This is a genomic window from Methylocystis sp. NC52PC, assembly GCF_055698645.1.
In genome coordinates this window covers 495,705-517,480 of record NZ_CP170127.1, presented here as the reverse complement: position 1 = coordinate 517,480, position 21,776 = coordinate 495,705, and the positions used below count along the sequence as shown (strand labels likewise).

24 protein-coding genes are annotated in these 21,776 nt (G+C 66.4%); 18 read left to right on the top strand and 6 right to left on the bottom strand.

The window, feature by feature from the left end:
- Positions 1–20 precede the first annotated feature (20 nt).
- The 4 genes from ACETII_RS04380 (at position 21) to ACETII_RS04365 (ending at position 2,740) form a co-directional block, all read left to right on the top strand.
- Entirely contained in the window at positions 21–1,121 is a 1,101-nt protein-coding gene (locus tag ACETII_RS04380) for an ABC transporter permease (protein WP_472788215.1), read from the top strand.
- An 89-nt stretch (positions 1,122–1,210) separates the two neighbouring features.
- Positions 1,211–1,999: a class I SAM-dependent methyltransferase gene (locus ACETII_RS04375; protein ID WP_363349692.1), complete on the top strand. Its 789-nt coding sequence runs from the start codon at positions 1,211–1,213 to the stop codon at positions 1,997–1,999.
- An 88-nt stretch (positions 2,000–2,087) separates the two neighbouring features.
- Complete coding sequence (locus ACETII_RS04370) at positions 2,088–2,297, top strand: hypothetical protein (protein WP_363349691.1); 210 nt, start codon at positions 2,088–2,090, stop codon at positions 2,295–2,297.
- A complete protein-coding gene (locus ACETII_RS04365; protein WP_472787265.1) occupies positions 2,297–2,740 on the top strand; it encodes a hypothetical protein in 444 nt (147 codons plus the stop codon). Before ACETII_RS04370 ends, ACETII_RS04365 begins: the two co-directional genes overlap by 1 nt.
- A 7-nt stretch (positions 2,741–2,747) precedes the next feature.
- Here ACETII_RS04365 and ubiA read toward each other — a convergent pair whose 3' ends face one another.
- Both ubiA and ACETII_RS04355 read right to left on the bottom strand, forming a co-directional pair.
- Positions 2,748–3,698, bottom strand: coding sequence for a 4-hydroxybenzoate octaprenyltransferase (gene ubiA, locus ACETII_RS04360; protein WP_472787264.1), 951 nt, complete (start codon positions 3,696–3,698; stop codon positions 2,748–2,750).
- The gene (locus ACETII_RS04355; RefSeq protein ID WP_363349688.1) at positions 3,695–4,144 is read right to left on the bottom strand and encodes a hypothetical protein; all 450 of its coding nucleotides are present in this window, start codon (positions 4,142–4,144) and stop codon (positions 3,695–3,697) included. Before ACETII_RS04355 ends, ubiA begins: the two co-directional genes overlap by 4 nt.
- Before the next feature lie 157 nt (positions 4,145–4,301).
- Here ACETII_RS04355 and ACETII_RS04350 point away from each other — a divergent pair, with 157 nt between their 5' ends.
- Together ACETII_RS04350 and ACETII_RS04345 are read left to right on the top strand one after the other, a co-directional pair.
- Positions 4,302–5,045 carry a 16S rRNA (uracil(1498)-N(3))-methyltransferase gene (locus ACETII_RS04350; protein ID WP_363349687.1) on the top strand — a complete coding sequence of 248 codons (744 nt, stop codon included), beginning with the start codon at positions 4,302–4,304 and terminating at the stop codon, positions 5,043–5,045.
- A gap of 241 nt (positions 5,046–5,286) precedes the next feature.
- On the top strand, positions 5,287–5,592 hold the full coding sequence (locus tag ACETII_RS04345) for a hypothetical protein (protein WP_363349686.1): 306 nt from the start codon (positions 5,287–5,289) through the stop codon (positions 5,590–5,592).
- Positions 5,593–5,724: 132 nt separating this feature from the next.
- On the opposite strand, the gene ACETII_RS04340 is transcribed toward ACETII_RS04345, so the two are convergent.
- Entirely contained in the window at positions 5,725–7,113 is a 1,389-nt protein-coding gene (locus ACETII_RS04340) for a glutamate--cysteine ligase (RefSeq protein WP_472787263.1), read from the bottom strand.
- Positions 7,114–7,351: 238 nt separating this feature from the next.
- On the opposite strand from ACETII_RS04340, the gene ACETII_RS04335 reads away from it, so the two are divergent.
- A complete protein-coding gene (locus ACETII_RS04335) occupies positions 7,352–7,516 on the top strand; it encodes a Flp family type IVb pilin (protein ID WP_472787262.1) in 165 nt (54 codons plus the stop codon).
- A gap of 48 nt (positions 7,517–7,564) precedes the next feature.
- Here the strand turns inward: ACETII_RS04335 and ACETII_RS04330 are convergent, their stop codons facing one another.
- A complete protein-coding gene (locus ACETII_RS04330) occupies positions 7,565–8,410 on the bottom strand; it encodes a DUF937 domain-containing protein (protein ID WP_472787261.1) in 846 nt (281 codons plus the stop codon).
- A 289-nt stretch (positions 8,411–8,699) separates the two neighbouring features.
- Between ACETII_RS04330 and ispH the strand changes: the two genes are divergently transcribed.
- From ispH to ACETII_RS04285, 9 genes are all read left to right on the top strand, one after another.
- Positions 8,700–9,668, top strand: coding sequence for a 4-hydroxy-3-methylbut-2-enyl diphosphate reductase (gene ispH / locus ACETII_RS04325; RefSeq protein ID WP_363349682.1), 969 nt, complete (start codon positions 8,700–8,702; stop codon positions 9,666–9,668).
- A gap of 27 nt (positions 9,669–9,695) precedes the next feature.
- Positions 9,696–10,661, top strand: a complete 966-nt coding sequence (gene thrB / locus ACETII_RS04320) for a homoserine kinase (RefSeq protein ID WP_363349681.1) — start codon at positions 9,696–9,698, stop codon at positions 10,659–10,661.
- Positions 10,658–11,116 (top strand): ribonuclease HI, encoded by a 459-nt coding sequence (gene rnhA, locus ACETII_RS04315; protein ID WP_472787260.1) that lies wholly within the window; start codon positions 10,658–10,660, stop codon positions 11,114–11,116. The genes thrB and rnhA overlap by 4 nt, the downstream gene beginning before the upstream one ends.
- A 190-nt stretch (positions 11,117–11,306) precedes the next feature.
- Positions 11,307–12,713 (top strand): OmpA family protein, encoded by a 1,407-nt coding sequence (locus ACETII_RS04310; protein ID WP_472787259.1) that lies wholly within the window; start codon positions 11,307–11,309, stop codon positions 12,711–12,713.
- Between the two features lie 39 nt (positions 12,714–12,752).
- Positions 12,753–13,562 carry a hypothetical protein gene (locus tag ACETII_RS04305; RefSeq protein WP_472787258.1) on the top strand — a complete coding sequence of 270 codons (810 nt, stop codon included), beginning with the start codon at positions 12,753–12,755 and terminating at the stop codon, positions 13,560–13,562.
- Entirely contained in the window at positions 13,562–14,335 is a 774-nt protein-coding gene (locus ACETII_RS04300; RefSeq protein ID WP_472787257.1) for a pentapeptide repeat-containing protein, read from the top strand. Before ACETII_RS04305 ends, ACETII_RS04300 begins: the two co-directional genes overlap by 1 nt.
- The gene (locus tag ACETII_RS04295; protein WP_472787256.1) at positions 14,332–15,240 is read left to right on the top strand and encodes an ROK family protein; all 909 of its coding nucleotides are present in this window, start codon (positions 14,332–14,334) and stop codon (positions 15,238–15,240) included. The genes ACETII_RS04300 and ACETII_RS04295 overlap by 4 nt, the downstream gene beginning before the upstream one ends.
- 90 nt (positions 15,241–15,330) lie before the next feature.
- Positions 15,331–16,122 carry an NAD kinase gene (locus ACETII_RS04290; protein ID WP_363349676.1) on the top strand — a complete coding sequence of 264 codons (792 nt, stop codon included), beginning with the start codon at positions 15,331–15,333 and terminating at the stop codon, positions 16,120–16,122.
- A 15-nt stretch (positions 16,123–16,137) separates the two neighbouring features.
- Positions 16,138–16,428, top strand: a complete 291-nt coding sequence (locus ACETII_RS04285) for a (2Fe-2S) ferredoxin domain-containing protein (RefSeq protein ID WP_363349675.1) — start codon at positions 16,138–16,140, stop codon at positions 16,426–16,428.
- Between the two features lie 9 nt (positions 16,429–16,437).
- On the opposite strand, the gene ACETII_RS04280 is transcribed toward ACETII_RS04285, so the two are convergent.
- Positions 16,438–17,688 carry a DUF2336 domain-containing protein gene (locus tag ACETII_RS04280; protein WP_472787255.1) on the bottom strand — a complete coding sequence of 417 codons (1,251 nt, stop codon included), beginning with the start codon at positions 17,686–17,688 and terminating at the stop codon, positions 16,438–16,440.
- A gap of 102 nt (positions 17,689–17,790) precedes the next feature.
- Here ACETII_RS04280 and ACETII_RS04275 point away from each other — a divergent pair, with 102 nt between their 5' ends.
- Positions 17,791–18,474 (top strand): aldolase/citrate lyase family protein, encoded by a 684-nt coding sequence (locus ACETII_RS04275; RefSeq protein ID WP_472787254.1) that lies wholly within the window; start codon positions 17,791–17,793, stop codon positions 18,472–18,474.
- A 37-nt stretch (positions 18,475–18,511) separates the two neighbouring features.
- Complete coding sequence (locus tag ACETII_RS04270) at positions 18,512–19,474, top strand: hypothetical protein (RefSeq protein ID WP_472787253.1); 963 nt, start codon at positions 18,512–18,514, stop codon at positions 19,472–19,474.
- A 537-nt stretch (positions 19,475–20,011) separates the two neighbouring features.
- On the opposite strand, the gene ACETII_RS04265 is transcribed toward ACETII_RS04270, so the two are convergent.
- Positions 20,012–21,511: an outer membrane beta-barrel protein gene (locus ACETII_RS04265; protein ID WP_363349671.1), complete on the bottom strand. Its 1,500-nt coding sequence runs from the start codon at positions 21,509–21,511 to the stop codon at positions 20,012–20,014.
- Positions 21,512–21,776: the final 265 nt, after the last annotated feature.

Genomic DNA, 21,776 nt, shown 5'->3' with positions numbered 1-21,776 from the left:
CCTGGCAGCGGCTCGTCGCCATGTTCGTCAAGGAGTTCATCCAGCTGCGCCGCGATCGTCCGACGCTCGGCATGATCGTCGGCATTCCACTGTTGCAGTTGCTGCTGTTCGGCTACGCCATCAACACCGATCCCAAGCATCTGCGCACCGCGCTGCTGTCGAGCGACGACAGCCCCATCGCGCGCGCGCTCGTCGGCGCGCTGCGCGCCACCGACTATTTCGACATCCGCTATTTCGCCCAGGGCGAGGCCGACGCCGATAAGCTGATCCTTTCGAACAAGGCGCAGTTCGTCATCCAGATACCGCCGGATTTCTCGCGTCGGCTGGTGCGCGGCGAGCGGCCTTCCGTGCTCCTCGTCGCCGACGCCACCGATCCGACCGCGACGGCGGGCGCGGTCGCTGCGGCCTTGGGCGCGGTGAGCCAGGCGCTCGACCGCGAACTCACCGGACCGCTCGCGACGCTTGCGCAAAACCCGCCGCCCTTCGATCTGCAGGTGCAGCGGCGCTACAATCCGGCGGGAGAGACGCGACGCAACATCGTGCCGGGACTGATCGGCACGATTCTGACGATGACCATGCTGATTTATACGGCGCTTTCAGTGACGCGCGAGATCGAGCGCGGGACGATGGAGGCGCTGCTCGCCATGCCGGTGAAGCCCGTTGAAATCATGCTCGGCAAGATCACGCCCTATGTGCTCGTCGGCGCCGTGCAGATGGCGACGATTCTCATTGTCTCGAGCTTTCTGTTCCGTGTGCCAATCGTCGGCTCGCTCTTCGTGCTCGTGCCGTTGACGCTGCTCTTCATCATCGCCAATCTGTCGATGGGCTACACACTCTCCACAATCGCCGCGAATCAGCTCCAGGCGATTCAAATGACCTTCTTTTTCTTCCTGCCGAGCATGCTGCTTTCGGGCTTTCTGTTTCCCTTCTATGGCATGCCGCGCTGGGCGCAGGTTCTCGGCGAAGTTCTGCCGCTCACGCATTACCTGCGCATCGTCCGATCGGTCATGCTGAAAGGATCGGGCTTCGCCGATTTGGCCGCCGACGCCGGCGCCTTGGCGGTTTTCACGCTCGTCGCCATGTCGATCGCCGTGATGCGCTTCCGTCAAACTCTGGATTGATTGGGCCTTTGGCGCTCGCTGGTCAGCCTCCCTAAAGGCCACGCCGCTATTTTGGGGCGCTGCACCACCTCTCTAGCAGGAGCGCCTTTTTGCAAACCGCTCAACCCCTTCCTTCCCCCGCCATCCCCAACGTCGCGGAGACGCTGCGCCTGCTGACCGAGGCGGAGATCCGGCGCATGTTCGGCATGGGTCTGTTCCCTTGCGACGGCGCCAATCTCGACGCCGTCGCGCCGCTCGCCGCGGCGATCGACACCGCCATTTTCGTTTCCCAGCACCTTCCCGAAACGCCCGCCTTCGTGGATTCGGGGGCGCTGCTCGATGAAGCGATGCGCCGGCGCGAGGTCGAGGGGCTGGTCCTGGAATTCGGCGTCTTTTCGGGTCGAACGATCAATCGCCTCGCCGCCCAGACGCCGCAAAAGATTTACGGCTTCGACAGTTTCGAGGGCCTGCCGGAGGATTGGCGGCCGGACGTCGGCAAGGGCAGTTTCCGCGCCGGGCTTCCCGCAGTCGCGGCGAATGTCGAACTGGTCGTCGGCTGGTTCGACCGGACGCTGCCGGATTTTCTCGCGCGCAACGAGGGTCCGGCGTCCCTCATCCACATCGACTGCGATCTCTACTCTTCGACCAAAACGGTCTTCGACTGCTGCGCCGATCGCATCGTTCCCGGAACCATCCTCGTCTTCGACGAATTCTTCAATTACGTCGGCTGGCGGCGTCACGAGTTCCGCGCTTTCACGGAATTCGCCGAAAAGGCGAAGATCGACTTCGACTATATCGGCTACGTGCCGTCGCATCAGCAGGCGGCGGTGCGCGTCCGGGCCACGGGACGTCAATCCGCCCCCGTCAAGAGCCGCGGCGGCAGGAAGCGCGCCGCCTGACGCGGCGGCCGCGCTCTGGATCGAGCGGGCCCGACGGACGTTGACGCGGCCAGCTTCCGGCCTAACATTGTGGCAGAAGGAGGCGCCCATGTCAGAGCCAAACTCCGATCCGATCTCGCGCTTCAACACGATCGTCAAGGTCGCCGCCGTCATCGCGCTGCTGCTCGGCGGCTACAATCTCTGGTCCTTTTTCAACAGCAGCCGCTATCAGGCGCTTTGCGGCGCGTCTTATTGGGACCTCAATCGCGCCCAGCTCGATTCCTGCCTCGATCAGAAGCGGGCGCTGGAAGGCAAATAATGGGCGCGAAGAGAAGCGGCGTCGGGAAAGCTTTCGCCCTTCTGGCGCTTGTCGCGCTCCCGGCGACGGCTCCGGCGAAGGAAATACATCTCGATTGCGAAAGGTCGAATCAATCGGCGATGGTCGACGTCGACACCGACCGGCGGTTCCTGCAGATCATGTGGGGCGAGGGCGTCGCCGAGGAATACAAGCAGGGGGATTTCTATATCTCCGGCCCCGACAAATATGGCCGCAAGGAAAAGGTCGTCTCTGTGATGAACGCGGACGGAAGCGTCGTCACCTTCGGCACGGACCGGCTCTGCATGGAAGACGGCGCGAAAAAATGCAGCGAGCAGCATGTGCGCAATACGCTCGACATCGGCCGCGGCGAGATGAAATATGACAATGGCGACGAGATCGCCGTGCTGGCCTGCCGTCCGGCGCCGCCAGGGCGTCGGTTTTAGCTCGGCTTCACGCTACATACGTCAGGCTTTGCAGGAAGAAGCCCGCAAATAGCAGAAGCCCCGCGTCCCTGTTCGAGCGGAAGAGGGTCAAGGCGAGGGAGGTCGGCGCGTCTTCGCGCGTCAGCGAGACCTGCCAGGCCAGATGCGCGGCATAGGCCGCGACGCCCAGCCAGACGAACAAGCCGCCGCCGATCATGTGCGCGGCGAGCGCGACGCAGAGCGCCGAGCCGGCGTAAAGTCCGCCCACGGCGCGCTTGACCTGCGCGCCGAAAAGACGCGCCGTCGACCGTACGCCGGCGATGGCGTCGTCGCGCACGTCCTGCAGCGCATAGATCGTGTCGAAGCCGATCGTCCAGAGAATGCAGCCGGCGTAAAGCAACACTGCCGGAAGGCCGAGCGAGCCCGTCTGCGCGGTCCAGCCGAGCATGGCCCCATAGGCGAAGGCGAATCCCAAAATGGCCTGTGGCCATGAGGTGAATCGCTTCGCGAAGGGATAGACGAGCACGATCAGCGGCGAGAGGAACCCCAGCGCGATCGTATAGCCGTTGAAGGAGAGCAGCACCGCGAGGCCGATGAGGCATTGCGCCACGATGAACCACAGCGCGGCGCGGGGGCTGACTCTTCCGCTCGCCAGCGGCCGGCCGCGCGTGCGCGCGACTTTCACGTCGATGTCGCGGTCGACGTAGTCGTTATAGGTGGAGCCCGCGCCGCGCATGACGACCGCGCCGATAAAGAACAGCGTCAGATGCCAGAGATTGGGCGGGCGATGCAACGCGGCCGAGGCGAGCGCGCTGGATTCCCAGCAGGGCAGCAGCAACAGCCACCAACCGACCGGACGATCGAGCCGGGCGAGTTGCACATAGGGGCGCAGACTTTCCGGCGCATGGCGCCATATCGGATGATCTCTTTGCGCGTCGGGCAGGGCGGCGTCGTCGCCGCCGTCGCTTAAAAGACTCACAGCGGTCCGGACGGGAGCTTCGGCGGGGCCATGCCTCCGCCGCTCGCGGCCTGCTCGCGCTGCTGCTGCTCCATCTGCTTCATCTTTGCGGCGGCCGTGCAGGCCTGAGAGGCGAAGACCTTGGTCTTGCTCGCCGCCTGTTTGAAACCGTCGAGAACATTATCCGGAATGTTGCACCATTCCTTGTTCTTGGTCATGTAGCCCGCCATCTCGCTCTCGACGCTGACGAGCTTCTTGGCGACGGGGCAGGCGGCGTTAGGGTCCATTTTGCCCTTTCCCGCCTTGCCGATGGCGTTCAGGGCCTGGATTTGCGCCATGCGGCGGTCGGTCAGTTTCTGAAAGTCCTCCTGACAGGACTGTGCATGGGCGGCGCCCGCCGCGGCGAAGAAAGCCAGCAGCGACAGGCCCGCGACAAATCGCGAAAAAGAGGGGGCGCTGATCTTCATGACGGGGGTCGCCTCTGCAAAGGACGCCTTCTGTTAACAGCAGGCTTGCCGCTCGTGCAAGTTTTCGACAACCTGTCAGCGAACAAAACGGCCGCTTCATGGCGGCCGGAAGGCGGCGGGCCCGGCCCGCCGCAGCCCCGTCCCAGGACATCCGGTCTTGTCCCACTACGATTTTTCCGCGCAACGCCTCTTTGTCGAGACGGCGCTCGCGCCGGGCGTCGAGTTCGTTCCGCCGCCCGAAGCGCTCAACTATCTGCTCAACGTCCTGCGGCTGCGCGCGGGCGATCCTCTGCTTCTTTTCAACGGGCGGGACGGCGAGTTTCTCGCGCATCTCGCGGAGGTCACGCGGCGCGCGGCGACGATACGCGTCGAGCGGTTGACGCGGGCGCAGACCCTTCGCGCCGATCTCGACTATTGCTTTGCGCCGCTGAAGCAGGCGCGCCTCGATTATATGGCCCAGAAGGCGACGGAAATGGGCGCCGGCCGGCTCACGCCCGTCATTACGCGCCGCACGCAGGCGCGCCGCGTCAATATCGCGCGGCTGAAGGCCAACGCCGTCGAGGCGGCCGAGCAATGCGGCGTGCTCGCCGTGCCCGACGCCGCCGACGCCGTCGATCTGTCTGATTTCCTCGCCGCCTTTCCCCCCGGCCGACTGCTGGTCTTTTGCGATGAGGATGCGCCCATCGCCAATCCCCTGCACGCGCTCGCGGGCCGTTCGGGACACGGAATTTCGGTGCTTGTCGGCCCGGAGGGCGGCTTTGACGACGCGGAGCGGGCCGCCGTGACGCGCCTTCCCAACGTCGCGCGCGTCTCGCTCGGCCCGCGCATTTTGCGGGCGGATACGGCGGCGGTGGCGGCCCTCGCAATCGTTCAGGCGACGATTGGCGACTGGGCCTGTTAGCTTTTTGTAAACGCTGTTTAATCAATCCTTTCACGTAAACGGAAAATAAATCGGAATGTGGTTTTTAATCCACAGGTGACGGACAGATCCCCCGTCTGGGACACGATGCTGCCACGATGTTGAACTTAAGTGTCGAAATCGCAGAAACGAGTCGGGCGGCGACGCTTGGCCTTCTGCAAAGGGATTGGGCAAGAGATTGCAGACGCCTTGTCGCGCGCAATCGGAGAAAGGCTGACCGCCAATGATGTTCGCCGACTTCCGCCCCAATGCGCCGCTCGCCATCGCAGCGGCCGTCGCGCTCGCGGCGTCTTTTTCGGCCCTCCCGGCGAAGGCTGAGACGTCGAATCATTGCGCGCGCTATGGGGCTGATTATGTGGCCGTCGCGGGTTCGAATGGCTGCGTCAAGATTGGCGGCCATGTCCGCGTCGACATCGCCCGCGCGCCGGTTGCGCCGATGGGCTACGCCGCCATGCACGACGGCGTGCAGCGCACCTCGCAGCTCCAGCCGATGGCGCCGTTCGGTCTCAACGACCTCTTCCCGCGCTGAGCTGACTTAGCCAAGAGCGCCTCAGCCGGGGCGCTTCCTGGACTGCTCCAAAGACTCGAGACTGAGCGTAACGCGCTAGCGCCGCGAGAGCAGAAGTTCGATCCCGCGCTCGCCGCGCGGGCTTTTTTTTGCTCAGAAGGGAATCACGCAGTCGCTGAAGGCCCCGTCGACGGAGCCGCCCCAGGGTCCGTGATAGGCTTCGAGCCGGCGCTCGGCGAGCGTACGCCCCTCCGTGACGATACGCTCCATCGGCGCGAGATAGATCGTTTCGTCTTGCCCCTGCGCATTGGCCTTGGCCCGCCGCCTGAGGCCGGCGGCGGCGAGATCGAGCGCGTCTCGGGCGACGTCGCGGACGCTACGGCCGTTGATCGTCGCGTTGAGGGCCAGCGCCGGCGCGTCTTCCCGAAGCTTCTGACGCGCCTCGGCGCTCCACCCCTTGGTGAGCTGGCGCGCCTGGTCCAATGCGACGCTGTCATAGAAAAGCCCGGCGAACATCGCCGGCAGGGCGGTCATATGAGATCGTGGCCCGCCGTCGGCGCCGCGCATTTCAAGATAGGTCTTGAGCCGCACCTCCGGGAAGATCGTCGAGAGATGATTGGCCCAATCCGAGATGGTGGCGCGCGCGCCCGGCAATTGCGGCAGGCGCCCCGCCAGCAGGTCGCGGAAACTCGCGCCGGCGACGTCGTGATAGACGTCGCCGCGCTTGACGAAATACATCGGCACGTCGAGGGCGTAGTCGACATAACGCTCGAAGCCGAAGCCCTCCTCGAAGACGAAGGGCAGCATGCCGGTGCGGTCCCGATCGGTGTCGAGCCAGATATAGGAGCGCTGCGAGAGGCGGCCCGTGGGCTTGCCGTCGAGGAAGGGCGAATTGGCGAAGAGGGCGGTCACGATCGGCTGCAGCGCCAACCCGACGCGCATTTTCTCGACCATGTCCGCCTCGCTGACGAAGTCGAGATTGGCCTGAATGGTCGCGGTGCGGAACATCATGTCGAGGCCGCGCGAGCCGACTTTCGGCATATAGGCGGCCATGATCCGGTAGCGCTGCTTGGGCATGACCGGCGTCTCTGCGCGCGACCATTTGGGGCTCGCGCCGAGGTCGAGAAACTCGACGCCGAGCGATTTCGCGACGCCCGCCAGAGCCGAAAGATGCGCGCCGAGCTCCGTCGCCGTCGCGTGAATGTCGGAGACCGGGGCGCCGGAGAGTTCGAACTGCCCGCCGGGTTCGATCGAAATTGCGCCGCCGCCGTCGATTTGGGCGAGGCCGATCAGCGCGTCGCGGTCCATGATCGGCGTCCAGCCGGTCGCCTCCTGAACGCCCTCGAGCAACCGGCCGACGCCGCAGCGGCCGTCGACGCAATCATAGGGAACAGGCGCGCGCGTGTCCGAATAGAAGGGAATCTTTTCATGTTCGGTGCCGACGCGCAGCGCCGCCCCGGAGGGCTTGCAGCCGGCGGCGAGCCAGTCCACAAGCGCCTCACGGGACTCGATCGGCGTCGTGTCTGTTACGTCGCGAGCCATGGTTCGACTAATTTTTCCATTAATGTAGGGTCGAAAGGACCAATGGAGGCGCAAGGGAGGCGGCGGGGCTGCGCCATGCGCCGGCGCGGCGCGGCGGGGAGCCGTCCCGTCGCCGGACGCCGGATGGATGCCGGAAAAGACGCCCGGACGCAAGAGCGCCGGCTTCGCGCAAACATAAGTCCTTAAGCTCTAGCTCGCATATTACGGGAAGTCTTGAGCCTTGGAGCGGGAGGCTTGGTTGGGTAAGATTTTACGGCGCTTCGTCGCACAGGAGGGCGGCAGCACCTTTTTGGAATATGCGGTTATCGCCGCCTTCGTGGCGATCGCCATCGTGGCGGGGGCCTCGTCGATCGGCGTAAAATTGTCAGCCACCTATCTCGGGAGCATCGCGCCCAATTTGTAGGGTCGCGCGTCGCCCGATCCGACGCTTCGGATCGGGCGACGCGGCCACTCAGCGTTTTCCGAGAATTTGACCGAGGATGGCTTCGAGGTCGGAAGCGCCGCTCTGGCCCGTCTGCCGACTGGCGTTCTGCCCGACCTGAAGCGTCTTCTTGATCTCTTCAATGGCCTGCTGGATCGAGGCCTGATCGAGGCCCACCGGCAGGCCGCCGGGGCCGGCTCCGCCCACGTCGGCGTCGAGAGGGCCGCCGCGGTCGAAGCGACCCCCTTGGGGCTGGGGCGGCGCGCGGCGTCCGCCGAGCAGCGAGCCGAGGATGGAGCCGAGAAGTCCGCCCAGCCCGCCGCCGGCGTTGCCGCGTGGCGTCGGCGCAGGCTCGGGCGCTGGGCGGGGCGCGCCGCCGCCGGCGAGAATCTGTTCGAGAACGCCGCCCAGCCCGCCCGAACCGGCGAGCTGCCCCAAAACGCCGCCGAGCCCCTTCTCATTGATATTCTTGGTCAGCCCGCTGAGCAGCACGGAGACGAGGACGGGCAGGAGCTGGCCGAGGATGTCCGCCCGCACCCCGGACTCGCGCGCGGCCGCCTGCAGGACCTGGCCGGTCGCGGCCGGAGAGCCGAACATCTCGTTCAAGAGATCGCGCCCGAGATCGACCGACTCCTGGCTGTGCGCCGCCTCGGGCTCGTCGAAGAAGGAATAGCGCGACGCCCCCGCCATGGCGCCGAGCGTCTTTTCGAAGACCTGGGGCTCCTCGGCGGCGTGGTTGAGGCCGATGGCGAGCGCCGGGGCCAGCGCGTTGATGGCGCTGTCGATCTGTTCGTTTGTGAGGCCGAAGCGGTCGGCGAGATTGGCGACGAGCTGGCCGCCTTGGGCCGTGGAGAGAAGGGATTCGAGATCGGACATGATTCCTCCCGCTGACAATGAGGGGAGTCGCGCTCCCGTCTCCTTGTTCCAAACCCGCGCTGGCCCGTCGGATTTCGCGCAATGTTAGCGCAGACCCCGCCGAATCGATAGCCCGAGCCGCGGGCGGGCGAAGGCCCGGCCAGCCGCTTGCCGGGCGGCTGGCTTGACAGAGCCCGACCGGCGCGACATTGCTTCCCGCCGATCGACGCCGATATGGTCATGTCGTCCCGAAACGGGCGAAAGGCCGATTGCATCGCGCGGCCGCGCGCAACCTCGCCGAAGGCCATTCATGAATGTTCAGCCCCGCGGCGCGAAGCCGCCGCTCAAGATTCTCCTGTGCTCTCCGCGCGGCTTCTGCGCCGGGGTCGTCCGCGCGATCGACGCCGTCGAGCGGGCGCTCGCCAAATACGGCCCGCCAGTCTATGTGCGCCACGAGATCGTCCATAATCGCTATGTCGTCGAGTCGCTGAAGGCCAAGGGCGCTGTTTTCGTCGAGGAGCTGGACGAGATTCCGAGCACCGACGCGCCGGTGATTTTCTCCGCTCACGGCGTCGCCAAGGCAGTCTCCGCCGAGGCGCAGGCGCGCAACCTTCTCGCCATTGACGCGACGTGCCCGCTGGTGACGAAAGTCCACCGTGAGGCGGAAATCCACTGGAAGCGGGGACGCCGCGTTCTGCTCGTCGGCCATTCCGGACATCCGGAAGTGGTCGGCACCATGGGCCAATTGCCGGAAGGCGCGGTGGTGCTCGTCGAATCCGTCGACGACATCAAGGATCTGTGCTTCGACGACGAGCAGAACCTCGCCTATGTGACGCAGACGACGCTGTCGCTCGACGATTCGCAGGAGATCGTCAGCGCGCTGCAACGTCGCTTCCCGTCCATTATCGGCCCCCATAAGGAAGACATCTGCTATGCGACCACGAACCGCCAGGCGGCGGTGAAGGAGGTCGCGCCCAATGTCGACGCCGTGATCGTCGTCGGGTCGCCCAATTCCTCCAATTCCCAGCGTCTTCGCGAAGTCGCGGAGCGCGCCGGGGCGCCGGCGCAACTGGTGCAGGGCAGGGGCGAGATCGACTGGTCGATCTTTGGAAACATCTCCTCGCTCGGCATCACCGCGGGGGCGTCGGCGCCGGAAGTGCTCGTCGAGGAGATCATGGACGCTTTCGCGGAGCGGTACGAGATTGCGGTCGAAACCGTGTCCACGGCGGATGAAAGCGTCTCCTTCCCGCTGCCGAAGGAGCTGCGGGCGATGGCCTGACGGGCGCTGCTCTTTGGAAAAACGTCCATGGCCGTTTACACCCAGGTCGACGATGCGGAGCTGATCGCGTTTCTGTCGACCTATGACATCGGCGACCTGCTTTCCTGCAAGGGAATTGCGGAGGGAGTCGAGAATTCGAATTATTTCCTCCATACGAGCGCCGGGAATTTCATCCTCACGCTCTATGAGCGGCGCGTGGCGGAGGCCGATCTGCCCTTTTTCCTCGGCCTCATGGAGCATCTCGCCACCAAAGGCGTCACCTGCCCGCAGCCTGTGCGCAACCGCGCCGGGGCGGCGCTTGGGCGACTCGCCGGTCGTCCGGCGATGATCGCCACTTTCCTCGACGGCTACGCGGTGCATCATCCCGAGCCGGCGCATTGCGCCGCGCTTGGCGATGCATTGGCGCGTCTTCACCTCGCCGGCGCCGGCTTTCCGCTGCGGCGAGAAAACGCCTTGTCCGTCGACGCCTGGCGCGGGCTTTTCGCTCCCGCCGCGGACCGCGCCGCGGAAGTGGCCGATGACCTGCGCGAGACGGTCGAGTCGGAGCTCGACCTGCTCGAAAACCGCTGGCCGCGGGATTTGCCGCGCGGGGTCATCCACGCCGATCTCTTCCCCGACAACGTCTTCTTCCTCGGCGATAAGATTTCAGGCCTCATCGATTTTTATTTCGCCTGCTGCGACGCGTTCGCCTATGATCTCGCGATCTGCTTCAACGCCTGGTGCTTCGACGCGGCGCACGCCTATGCGCCCGAAAAGGGCGTCGCGCTGCTCGAGGCCTATGCCCGCCTGCGGCCGCTGACGCCCGCGGAAATAGACGCCTTTCCGCTCCTCGCGCGCGGCGCGGCGCTGCGTTTCCTGCTTACCCGTTATGTGGATTGGCTGAACGTGCCCGAGGGCGCGCTGGTGCGGCCGAAGGACCCGCGCGAATATCTCGCGAAGCTGCGCTTCCACCGCACCGTTTCCGATATTGGCGGCTACGGCCTCGCCCTGTGACGAAGCGCGTCTCGATCTGGACCGACGGCGCCTGCTCGGGCAACCCCGGCCCCGGCGGCTGGGGCGCGATCCTGCGCTTCGGCGACCGCGAGCGGGAGCTCTCGGGCGGCGAGCCGCTCACCACCAATAATCGCATGGAATTGATGGCGGCCATCATGGCGCTCGAGACGCTGACGCGGCCCTGCGCCGTCGATCTCTACACGGATTCCCAATATGTGCGCGGCGGCGTCACGTCCTGGATCAAGAACTGGAAAACGCGCGGCTGGAAAACCGCCGACCGCAAGCCGGTGAAGAATGTCGAGCTCTGGCAGCGGCTCGAGGCCGCAGAGGCGCGCCATGACGTCACCTGGCATTGGGTGCGCGGCCATTCGGGCGACGAGATGAACGAGCGCGCCGACGCCCTGGCCCGCGCCGGCATGGCGCCTTTTCAGCTACAGCGCCGCGCGCCCGGCTGAGCGCCCCTTGCGCGGCGCTTCCGCGCGCCTATTTCTTAATCAAACCCAGGATCTCTTCTCTAACCTGCGGGCGCGGTTACGGCCGCGCCCCTTTTTGCGCCATCTTCTTGACACCTGCGCCCTTCAGACAAGGATGCGTCTCCAGTATGCGCGTCTTGGCTGATTCTCTTTCTTCAGGGGCAGGACGTTCATGCACCAGCCCAGAAAATGGTGGGTCGGACTGCCGGTCCTCGCCGGCGTCGTCTATGGCGCGACGCAATGGCTGACGCCGCAGGTCGAGGCTGACCTCGCCGCCCGGGTCGCGGCGCGGCTCGGCGTCGCTCCTTCCCTCGTGTCCGTCTCGGGCCGAGACGTGACCCTCTCCGGCGTTGCGCCGGACGCGGCTTCGGCCCTGCGCGACGCGCAAGGCGTCCGCAAGCTCGTCTTCTCCGGCCCCGCCGCGCCCGCCGCCTCCGCCTTGGCCTCTCTGGCGGAGGCGCCGAAACCTGCCGCACGGCCCGAACCTTATGTGTTCGCCGCGACCCTCGGCGACAGCGTCGTCGCGCTCGACGGCAAGCTGCCCGACGCGGCCCTGCGCGAGAAGATCGTGTCGCTCGCCGCGGCGGCGGGCGCTGGCCGCGCCGTCAGCGACGGGGCGAAGATCGACGCCGGCGCCCCGGCCGGGGACTATGCGGCGGCGCTCGTCGTCGCGCTCGAGGCGCTTGCCGCGCTGGAGCGGGGCAAGGCGACGCTTTCCGACGCGCGTCTCTCCATCGAGGGCGCCGGGCGGATGAACGTGCGCGCCGACACGCTGGCGTCGCAGGTGCAGGCGCGCTTGCCGCAGGGGTTCGACCTCGTCCGCATCGAGGTCTCGCCGGGTCCCGTTTCGCCTTATCTGTTCGAGGCGGCGCGCAAGGGCGGCGGCGTGACGCTCACGGGCTTTGCGCCGGACGAGATGACCCGCGGTCGCCTCGCGGCGTCGGCGCGTCGGCGCGTCGTCGACGCGAAGGTGGAGGACCGCCTCGAAATTGCGCCGGGTGCGCCGGCCAAATTCGCGGAAGCCGCGGTCGCCGCTTTGGCCGCGCTTGGCCGTCTCGACGAGGGCCGCCTGCAGATCGCCGACTCCGCTGTCCTGCTTTCCGGCGTGGCGCGCTACGAGGGCGCTCGCGCCGCGATCGCCGCAGCGCTCGACGAGCGTCTGCCCAGGGGGTTCGCCAGCGACGTGCGTCTCGTCGCCCAGGCGGCGGGCGCGCCGCTCGACGCCGCCGGCTGCCGCGCCGCCCTGGCCGCGCTGTCGGCGACGCCGATCGCTTTCGACGCCGACGACTCGGCTGTCAGCGAGGAGTCCGAGGCGCTCATGGACAGGCTGACCGCCGAGGTCCTGCGCTGCAAGGGCGTTGCGATCGAGGTCGCAGGCCATTGGGACGACCGCGACGTCGAAGCCGCCCGCGAGCGCAGCAAGCGGCGCGCCCAGCGCGTGGTCGACGCCTTCGTCAAGGCGGGCGCCGATCCATTTCGTGTCTGGGCCATGGGGTACGGGGCGGAGCGTCCGATCGCCTCCAATGACACGGAGGACAATCGCGCCCGCAACCGGCGCATCGAGTTCAACGTGAAATGACGGCTTTGATGACCTAACCGCAGGAAAGGAGAGCGGCGAATGGCCTATTTGCTCATGCTCGGCTGGCCTTGGTTTGCTGGCGCCTTTGCGCTTGGCGCGCTTGTTGGCTTTCTGACCTTCTCGCGCGCGAAAGGAGCGACCTTCTCGGGGGGCTGGATCGTTTTGCTCGGCGCGGTCGCTCTGGCGACAGGCTATGGCGCTTCCTTTGCGGAAGTGCTGTCGGGCCGGGAAGCGACGACCCTGGACATTGCCGTCCTCGCCGGCCTCGCCTATGCGGCGGGTCTCCCGCTCGGCGGCTGGCTGAAATCACTCGCCGCCGACGCCGAGAAGAAGCGGCCGGCGCCGACCCCGATCATGGTCGCGCCCCCGACCGCCCCACTCGCTTTGGAGCCGGCGATCCCCCTGGCGGAGTCGTTCATCGCCACGACGGCCGCTGTGGCCCTCGATTCGGCCGCGCCGAGCGTCGGCGTGCTCGCCAACGGCCATGCCGGAGAAGCGGCGCCGCTCGAGCTCCTTTCGGACGCCGTCGCCTCTGGCGTCATCGAACGCGCCCGGACCGCCGCGCCCCGGCCCGCCCGCGACAAGAAGGCCGCGCCCGGCGTGAAGCCGGAAACGCTCCCCGCCCCGCGCGACGGCGGCGCCGACGATCTCGCCCGCATCAAGGGAATCGGCCCGAAGAGCCTCGAAAAGCTCAACGCGCTCGGCGTCTTCCATTATGATCAGATCGCGACGTGGAATCTCGACAACGCCAAATGGATCGGCTCTGCGATCGGCGCGCCGGGCCGCGTCGAGCGCGACAGATGGATACAGCAGGCGCGGGACCTCGCCGGCGCCGGAACGGGACGCTGATGAAGGGTTTGCTGATGCGCGCCGCGGTCGGCGCGCTGCTTTTCTCCCCTGCGCCGCTGTCGGCGCAGGACATGTTGCAGGGCGTCGATCTCTCTCAGCCCGCCTATTCCCAGTCGGAGCTCACGCGCGCCGAGGTCGAAGCGGCGCTGAAAGCCGGCAAGTCCGACTTTTCCGGCAAGAGCCTCAATGGCCTCGATCTCTCGGGGCTCGATCTGTCGCATGTAAACTTCCGCGCCGCGCGCCTCAACAAGGCGCGCCTCTCCGGCGCCAAGCTCGACGGCGCCATTCTCGATCAGGCCTGGCTCATGCAGGCGGATTTGACCGGCGCCTCGCTCAAGGGCGCGCAGGCCTTCGCCGCGCAGATGCAGCGCCTGCGCGGGGACGGCGCCGATTTTTCCGGCGCGCGACTCGCGGGCGATCTGACCGGGGCCTCGCTGCGGGGCGCAAAGTTCGAAGGCGCCAATCTTTCTGCGGATATGAAGAACCAATCGATGGGACTGATGCGCGCCGTGCTGCGCTCGACCTATCTCGAAGGGGCGAGATTCGGCAAAGCCAACCTCATGAGCGCCGATCTGCGCTTCGCCCATGCCGCGGGCGCCGATTTCCGCAACGCCAATCTGATGAACGCCGACGCGTCCGGCGCAGATTTCACCGGCGCGCTGTTCGACGGCGCCGTGACCAAGGATCTCGATCTCGATTCCGCCCAGATCGATGCGGCGGCGGAAGCCGCCCTCGCGCCGGCGCAGCATCTCGACCGCGCCCGCCGGCAATGACGCAGGAGTCGATCAGAATCGGCGTCGATCTCGGCGGGACCAAGATCGAGGCGATTGCGCTGGATTTCGCGGGCGAGATTCTGGCGCGCCGTCGCGTCGCGACGCCAAGCCAGGACTATGAGGAAATCATCCGCGCCGTTGCGGCGCTGGTGCGCGACATCGAATTGGAGACCGAGCGGCGCGCAACGGTCGGCGTCGGCGCGCCCGGCTCGATCTCCACGCATACGGGCCTGGCCAAGGGCTCCAACACTCAAGTTGTCAACGGCAGGCCGCTCGACGCCGATCTGTCGCAGGCTCTGTCGCGTCCCGTGCGCGTCGAGAACGACGCCAATTGTTTCGCTCTGTCCGAGGCCGTCGACGGGGCAGGGCAGGGAGCGCGCGTGGTGTTCGGCGTCATTCTCGGCACCGGCGTCGGCGGCGGCGTCGTCGTCGACGGCAAGGTACTTACGGGACGCAATCGCATCGCCGGCGAATGGGGCCATACGCCGCTGCCCTGGATGACGCCCGAGGAATATCCCGGCGCGCGCTGTTTCTGCGGCCACGACGGCTGCGTCGAGACTTTCCTCTCCGGCCCCGGCCTCTCGCGCGAATACGCGCGGCGCGCGGGCGGGGCGGCGACGGGGCAGGAGATTGCGGAGCGCGCCGAACGCGGGGAGGCGGCGGCGCTTGCAGCGCTCGACGCCTACCAGGACCGTCTTGCCCGCGCGCTCGCCATGGTGATCGACGTCCTCGACCCGGACGTCATTGCGCTGGGCGGCGGCGTTTCCAACATCGAGCGGCTTTATGCCGGATTGCACGAACGCGTGGCGAGACACGCCTTCACCGATGCGCTCGACACGAGGATCCTGCGCAACCACCACGGCGACTCGGGCGGCGTGCGCGGCGCCGCCTGGCTGTGGCGGTGAAAGGGGCCGCCTTTCAATCTCCCGACTTGGCGTGTAAGCGAATGACGACGGCGCATCCTTCGCGCCCCTTGATCTTAGGAGCCTCCCTCGATGGGCGCCTCGGGCGACGTCGCCAACGCAACCAAGAAGCTGGCCTTCCTCTCCTCCGGCACGCCGGAGGCCGAGGAGGCGCGGCTGCGGCTCGTCGAGAAATATGGCGATGTGCCGCCGGAAGAAGCCGACTGCATCGTCGCGCTCGGCGGCGACGGGCTGATGCTGCGCACGCTGCACAGCTACATGGATTCCGGCAAGCCCATTTACGGCATGAATCGCGGCTCGGTCGGCTTTCTGATGAATCAGTATCGCGAAAGCGGGTTGCGCAAGCGCATCGCCGAGGCCAAGGCTTCGATCATCCATCCGCTGCTGATGCACGCCACCAATGTGCACGGCGATGAATTTTCCGCCCACGCCATCAATGAGGTCTCGCTGCTGCGCCAGACCTCGCAGATCGCGAAGCTGCGCATTCTGATCAACGATCAGGAGCGCCTGCCGGAACTCATCACCGACGGCGTGCTGGTGTCGACCCCGGCCGGGTCGACGGCCTATAATCTTTCGGCGAACGGCCCCATCCTGCCGCTCGACGCGCCCTTGATGGCGCTCACGCCCATCTCTGCCTTCCGCCCCCGCCGCTGGCGCGGCGCCTTGCTGCCCGACGCGGCGAAAGTGCGCATCGAAGTGCTCGAAGCGGCGAAACGTCCGGTCTCGGTCGTCGCGGACCACGACGAATTCCGTGACGTCGCTTATGTGGACGTGGAGATGGACCAGGGCGCCAATCTCGTCCTGCTGCATGATTCCGGGCATTCGCTGGAAGAGCGGATCCTGCGCGAGCAATTCGGCTATTGAGGAGCCCCGGCAAGCGTGTCCGAGATCGAACCTTTCCGGCTGCATATCTTCGTCTGCGCCAACAAGCGCGACGGCCGTCCCGCCTGTGAGGATCACGGCGCCAAGGCGGCGCTCGCCCAGGCCAAGGAGGCCCTGAACGCGCTGCCCGCCGCCGACCGCGAAGGCGTCCGCCTCTCCGCCGCCGGCTGCCTCGGCCGCTGCGCGCACGGGCCGGTGGCCGTGGCCTATCCGGCGGGGGAATGGATCAGCTATGCGTCGGCGGAGGAGCTGACGGCGTTCGTGCTCCGCGCCGTGAAGAAGGACTGAAGGGTCGCTTCACGCCGCCTCGCGCAGCTCCGCGTCGAAAGCGTCGAGGTCGATGAGCGGCGCCCGCGCTTGCGTGCCCGCAATCGCGACGGCGGGCATGACCTCGGGGATGTCGGCTTGCGCAGCGAGGCGCGCGGTTTCGAGGCGCGCCTGCTCCAAAGCCGCTTCGCGTTGGAAACGCCGCAGCAACGCTTTCAGCCGATCGAGCTCGCCGTTGTCGATCGCGGCGCAGGCGGCGAGCACATGCTCGATCAGAACCAGCGACAGCCGCGCGTCGCTGTGAGGCGCCATGGCGTGGTCGCGCTGCGCCTCGAGCGCGGCGCGAAACGCCGGGAGGAATTTTTCCGGCAGGCCGGCGCGCGCATAGAGCGCCGCGAAGCCGGCGCCGCGGAAGTCGCGCAACAGGCCCGCGACCTTCTCCTCGCGCAGGCCCGATAATTCTGTCAGCGTCGCCTCGAAGAGGTCGCGATTGCCGGAGAGAAGCGCGCGCAGGACGAGACTGGCGGTGAGCTGGCCGGAGGCGCAAAGATGCTGCACGAGTTCGCGCACGCCGCGGCGGCCGTCCTGTTCGGCGGCGTCTGCGACGATGACCACATTGGCCTTGTCGCGTTCCTCCTGCGACAGACGTTCGGCGCGCGCTTGCGTCAGCCAGCCGCAGTCGACGACGAAGGCGGAGAGGCTCGCGGCGGCGGCGTTGACGAGAGCGTTGCGCACGGTCGCCGGCAGCCAGGGCCGCGACAGCAGCGCCTCGCGCATTTCGCCGTCGTCGCCGAAACGCTCGACCATGCGGCAAAGCGAAAACGCCGTGATTTCCGCGCCAGGGTTGACTGCGAGCGAGATCGACGCCTCGCGCGCGCCGATTTCCGCCAGCGCGGCGCAGACGCTAGAGGGCACGCGGGCGCGCAGGGCGATGGCGGTTTGCGCGAAAACGTCGCCGATGGCGGCGCAGTCGATGAGTTCCGCGTCGGAGAGCAAAGGCGAGCGCGACAGGATCGGACTCGCGACGTCGGACTGATCGCAGGCGAGGGCGGAGACGAGCGCGCGCGGCGCGTCGACGGCGCTCGCCAGATTCTCGGCGAGCGCGCGGCGCACCAGCGGAGAGGAGTCCTCGGCGAGCGATGTCAACGTGAGTTCGGCTTCGCGGCGTTGCGAGGAGTCGAGGTCGGCATAGAGATAGGCGCGGGCCAGCGCCCCGGCCGCTTCCGCGCGCTGGGCGGCGTTGGCCGTCTGCGCCCAGGACAGGAAATGACGCATGATCATGGAAAGCTTCCCCGTAAACGCCACAGTCAAGGTTAAGGGATCATCTGCGTTTATGGTAAATGCGCGGTTTAAGGGCGTGTCGCCTTGCCCAGGGGCGGCGCGGTGACGCGTTCCGTTCTGGTTCTATCGGCGGACAGGCGGAAGTCCGCGATCGACGCGCTGTCGAGTGGGGCGTCGGCGCTGTTGCTGCGCCTCGGGCCGGCCGGCGGCCTGGCCCGCGACGAAGCGCGGGATTGGGCGCGGGGCTTCATCGAGGCGGCGCGCCGGCGCGATAATCGGCCCGACATCTACATTCAGATCGCCGGATTGCGGAGCGAAGACTCGGAGGAGGACGTCGCGGCCCTTGCTATTGCGGGGGTCGACGGATTTTTCCTCGAAGGCTGCGAAGGGCGTGTCGACGTCCAACAGCTCTCGGTGCGGCTGGCGGCGCGGGAGGCTGAGGCGGAGCTGGCGCCCGGCGCGCTCCGCATCGTCGCCCTCGCCGCGCAGACGCCGGCGGGCGTGTTCGCTTTGGGCGATTATGCGGGCGCCTCGTCGCGCCTCGCGGCGCTCGCCATGGACGACGCGGCGCTTCCCGCGGGCGCGGCCGCGCGGGCGATGGCGCGCACCCTGCTGGCGCTGGGCGCGGCGGCGGCCGAGGTCGGCGCGCTCGACGCCGCGCCGACGTCGCGAGGCAGCGCGCTCGAGGCCGCCTGTCAGAGCGTCCGCCGCGACGGCTTTTCCGGCCTCGTCACCGCCGCGGCCGGCGAGATTCCCGTCATCAACCGGGTGTTCGGCGGACCGTGATCGACAAATGGCCACGATCGCGCGCATAGAGGGAGCCATGAGCAACGTGAGAGTCCGAGCCGCCGGTTGGCTTCTCGTTTTGGCGCTGCCGCATGTAGCGGCTCCTGCGCTGGCGCGCAGCGGCCATCCGCCGGATCAGAATGCGCCCCCGGCGATGGCCAAGGCTCCCAATGCGGAGGGGCTCGGGACCTTGCGCCTGAGCGCGACCCTCGGGGCCGCCGATACGCAGCCCGTGCGCAGCGGCATGGTCTGGCGCGTCTTTGAGGAGGCGGTTCAGGCGGACGGGTCGCACAAGCTCGTCGCGCAATCGGAGGAGGCGACGCCGACCTTCTCGCTGCCCGACGGCGCCTATATCGTCCACGCCGGCTTCGGCCTCGCGGGCGTCACGCGGCGCGTCGCGATGGACGGGCGCCATGTTTCCGAGCGCCTGCCGCTCAACGCCGGCGCCCTGAAGCTCGTCGACATGCTGGGCGAGAGCAAAATCCCCCCGCAGCGCCTCTCGATTTCGATCTATGTGCCCGAGCGCGGCAATTCCGAAGCCAAGCTCGTTCTGGCCAACGCCAAGGGCGACGAGGCGATCTGCCTGCCGGAGGGCGCTTATCACATCGTGTCGACGCTGCTCGACACGACCCAGGGCGCGCAGGGCGGCAACAACGCCACGAACTCCGTGGTGACGGCCGATCTCAAGGTGCCGGCGGGCAAGCTGATCGAAGCCACGCTCAAACACCACGCCGCGACGATCACCTTAAAGCTCGTCAAGGCGCCGGGCGGCGAGGCGCTGGCGAATACCAGCTTCTCGATCCTCACCCCTGGCGGCGACGTCATTCGCGAGCTCATCGGCGCCTTCCCTTCGCTCGTTCTGGCGGAAGGCGAATATGTCGCGATCGCCCGCCACGAGGGAAAGACCTATCAGAACACCTTCCGGGTCCAGTCCACCAAGGACGCCGACGTCGAAGTCGTCATGAAGGACGACAAGTCGCCCGAGGAAGCGCCGCAGTAGCGCCTCGCTCACAGACTCAAAACTCTCCTGGCGCCTCGCCGGCGTGGCGCGTTGGCTCCAAGCTGGCTGCGCAACATGGCGCCGGGTGGCTCTTTGGAACTGGCGCCTTCTGTATATATTTTAATCATTGTGATTGCGATCTAATCGTTCGCTGCACAAAATTGCAGCCTCTTGGTTGCCAAATAAACAGATTAGCCAAGGATTCGCTCATGTCGTCTTTCACTTTGCGCGGCCGCGCCGCGTGTCTTGCTCTTCTGTCTTGTGTCTGCCTCGCCGCCCCGGCGACTGCGCAGGGGCGCGATCACGGCGTTCGGCGCCCAGCGCAGCAGGAACGCGATTTTTATGCGACGGTTCCTGCGGGCGACGCCCACATTACTCCCGCCGCCAGCCATGAGTGCTTCACCACCAGCAGCCCCATGGAGGCCACGAAAGGAATCCGTCACTGGAGCGGCCGCTGCTGATTGGATGAGCGGCAAAAAAGAAAGTCGGCGACGACGTCGCCGACTTCTTTGTTTTCGTTGGTCCCCGTCCGTAAGCTCAGAGCAGCGAGAAGGGGATGATCACGTCCATGTTGAACATGCCCTGCGAACGGCTCTGGCCGTTGCCGTTGGGACCATTGATGCCGCGGAAGAAGGGCGTCGTGCCGTTCACGGCGGTGTCCCAGCGGAACTCCGGACGGATGATCAAGCCGGTGATGATCGGCAGTTTCGGCAGCTCGGGGGTGATCGTCGTGCCGATCGTGAGCGCCAGATAGCTGGTGCCGACATTCGCCGGACGGAAGATGCAGGACGGGCAGAAGAAGCCGTGCAGCGCATTGATCGCGTCGAAATAGCCCGGATAGGCGGCGACGAAGAAGTTGTTGGCGTCGCGATAATATTCGACGCGGCCATTGACCTTGAAGATGTCGTTGACCTTGTACGACGCATATTGCGCGATCGCGTAGGACTCGGCGCCCTTGGGATATTGCGGGAGATAGGAGAGCGCGGTCGTCGGAAAGCCGGTCGGGGCGACGAAGTTCGGGAAGAACTGATCGTACAGGAAGTACGAATTCTGCGGAACGCCGCCGAGCGCCGAGGCCGGGTTCCAGCCGCTTTCGCGGTTGAAGGCCATGTCGGTGATGAGCGTCAGATTCTCCGTCACCTTCCAGGTGGTGGTCAGGTTGGCGTAGGTGCGGTTCGTGGAATTGGGGTTACAGACGCAGGCGAAGGGCGTGTTCGGCCAGGAAGCGATGGGCAGGCCAAATCCCGGATTGTACGGACCGCCGATCTGCTTCGGATTTTCGGGACCGGTGTGGACGATGCCGAGAATGGTCAGATTGCCGTCGAGCAGGTTGAGGCCGAAACCGCCGTGGAAGGACGGAGAGGCGTTGTTGTCGCCGGGCCAGCCGATGAAGGTGTTCACGCCGGTCGTGACGCCGGCATAGACGTCGAGCCAGTCGCGGACATGCGTCGTGGTCATGACGCCGGTGTGGAGGAAGGGCCCGAAATTGAAGATGTAGGAGTGGCTGTAGAAGAGGTTGTCCTTGGCGTACATGACTTCGGCGCCATTGTACGTCGGGAAAATGCCCGCCTTCACGTCGATGCCGCCCTGCGACAGGAAGGTCTTCCAGGGCAAATGGGCCTGAACGTTCGCCTCGAGCGGACCGATCTGGGTGTCGGTGTGCATCCAGTATTCGGTCGTCCCGGTCAGATGGTTGTAGCGCATGTCCTCGCCGAGCTGGACCTGCGCCTTGAAACCGAAGTCATAAGTGTCCGACTTCGGATCGAGCGGCCGCTGCATCGTGACCACGAGGCCGTTGAAGGTCGGCTGGTTGGCGTCCGACGTGTAGAGATGGCCCCAGTTCCACTTGTTGAAGGGCTGGTTGAAGTTCATCGCGATACCGCCCTCGACGTAACCGTCGATCGTGAGCGTATCGAGCCAGGCGGGCGGCGGCGGCGGCGGCGCTTCGGGCGCCTTCTTGGTTTTCAGATCGGCCGCCAGGGCCATGCTGGCGGCGAGGGACGCCGCGGTCACGATGGGGAGGTAGTACCACTTCATGCCAGGAACTCCGGTATCGGGAGGCGAAGACTGCACCGATAACAACGCCACCTCGGTCTTGCTTCAAGCTCATCTCGGGCGCAAATGCCTATTCCTTAGGCAAAACCGCGGGTTCCGGACATTTGTCTTCTCGAATGTGGCGCCGATGTCACATTTTGATCGGCTCCAGGAGAACTGTAACTTTCCAATTGGTTAACCATACGAGCACGAAGTCCCGCATTGCGTGTATCGCCAGGCATGGCGCCTGCTCGGAGTGATTCGGACG